Raw genomic sequence first — 1,785 nt, forward strand, 5'->3', positions numbered from 1 at the left:
CCAGGCTCAGGGGTCAAGGCCCCGCGTCCTGGAGACGGATATGTGGCTGGCCTCCGCCGATGTCACCGGTCAACGCGACGCCATCCGGATCGGGCTGGGCCCTACCTGCGTGATCAACCCGACGGGCCAAGTCGTCAACCAGGTCCCGACCGCGACTACCGGACTGGCCATCGTGCGGATCAACACGCGGTAGGGCGCAATGCAGGCGCTCCCACTTTCATCGCGGCATAGGAAGACGTTGTGCGTGTCGTTCAGGGCGTTAGGAACGTCCTCCTGATGCGCTTGTTGGGCTTGGTGTCCCATCGCAGGAGGAGGACGTTCGGTGAGAAACGGTAGCGGCATTTCCCGGGGTGATCGCAACCGCAACGCGCGGCTGGGTCGGTTACGAGCTCTGGTGCCGGTGTCGAATGCGATCGTCGGGATTGATCTGGCTGATGCGAAGCAGATGGTTGTGGTGTGCGACCACGATTCGCAGGTGCTGGCGCGAAGAACGTTCCGCTGCCCGGCGTGGAAACTGGGAACGGCGCTGGATTGGGCGGCCAAACAGGCTGGCGCGGCGGGCTTCGCCGGGGCGACGGTGGCGTGTGAGCCGACCGGTCACCGGTGGAGAGTGCTCGGTCAACTGGCTGCCGAGCGCGAGATGCCGTTCGTCTGCGTGCAGCCGGTCGTGACTTCCTGGGCGCGCCGCAGCGAGGATCTGACCTGGGACAAAACCGATGAGAAAGACGCGGTGCTGATCGCGCGGCTGACCGCGCAGCTGCGCTGCTACGTTCCCGAGCCGGTCGACGAGGAGTGGGGCCGGTTGCGGCATCTGGGCGCACGGCGGATGCAGCTGCTGACCGAGTCCGGCCGGCAGGTGCAGCAGGTCCGGGCGTTGCTGGAGTGCGTCTGGCCCGCCGCGTTGCAGGCCGCGCGGCAACCGTTCCGGTCGGTGACCTGGACCGCGGCGCTGTCGGTCCTCTTCGATCGTGATGGCGGGGACCTGGCGCGGGCGCGCCGCCTGGGCCTGGAGCGTTGGGAGACCGCGATCCGTCGGGAAGTCGTCCGCCGTGGGCGGACCCGGCCTTGCCTGCGCATCGCCCGGCTGCTGTTCGCCGCGCTCGAGGATTCGGCCGGCGTGACCGCGCACCGGCGCGGCGCCCTCGAGCGGGTCGGGTTGATCCTGAGCGACTGGCACGAGACCCACCGCCGGCTCGAGGACGTCCAGGCGCGGATGACGGCCTTTCTGGACCATCATGGACTGACCGGCCTGGTCGTCTCGATTCCCGGGATCTCGCCGCTGGGTGCGGCGGCCATCCTGGCCGAAACAGGCGACCCACATCGATTCGCCTCCGCGCGGGCGCTGGTCAAACACGCTGGCCTGGCCCCGCGGGAGAAGCTGTCCGGCGCGTTCGTCGGCCGCACCAAACTCACCGGCCAAGGCCGCCCTGGACTCCGGCTGGCCGCCTGGCGCGCGGTCTGGGGCGCCCAACGAGCCAACCCCGTCTACGCCGCCCGGTTCACACACCTGACCACGCGGGAGACCAACCGGCTCAGCGTTACTCAGGCCCAAGCCGTGATCGCCGCCGCGATCCTGCGGCAGCTCCACGCCGTGGTCACCACCGGCCGACCCTGGGACCCGCGCATCGCCGCCCACGGCACCCGAACAGCCCAGGTGGCGCCGCTGGCCGCCTAACGCCCTCGGCAGGCGGTCGCTCTCAAGCAGGGCCGGGGCGAGCCCCACGCGGCATTGAGGAACCCACGGGTAACCTCGTCGCTCATCATGGGCAGCCCCTGCCCGTCGTC

1 protein-coding gene and 1 pseudogene are annotated in these 1,785 nt (G+C 69.8%); both read left to right on the top strand.

Annotation, left to right across the window (positions count from 1 at the left end; genetic code table 11):
• Positions 1-193 (top strand): annotated as a pseudogene (locus ABEB28_RS42405) (carbon-nitrogen hydrolase family protein); the annotation flags it as partial.
• Positions 194-400: 207 nt separating this feature from the next.
• Positions 401-1,675, top strand: a complete 1,275-nt coding sequence (locus ABEB28_RS42410; protein WP_345733975.1) for an IS110 family RNA-guided transposase — start codon at positions 401-403, stop codon at positions 1,673-1,675.
• Positions 1,676-1,785: the final 110 nt, after the last annotated feature.

It is taken from the genome of Cryptosporangium minutisporangium (assembly GCF_039536245.1).
In the GTDB taxonomy this organism is placed as follows: domain Bacteria; phylum Actinomycetota; class Actinomycetes; order Mycobacteriales; family Cryptosporangiaceae; genus Cryptosporangium; species Cryptosporangium minutisporangium.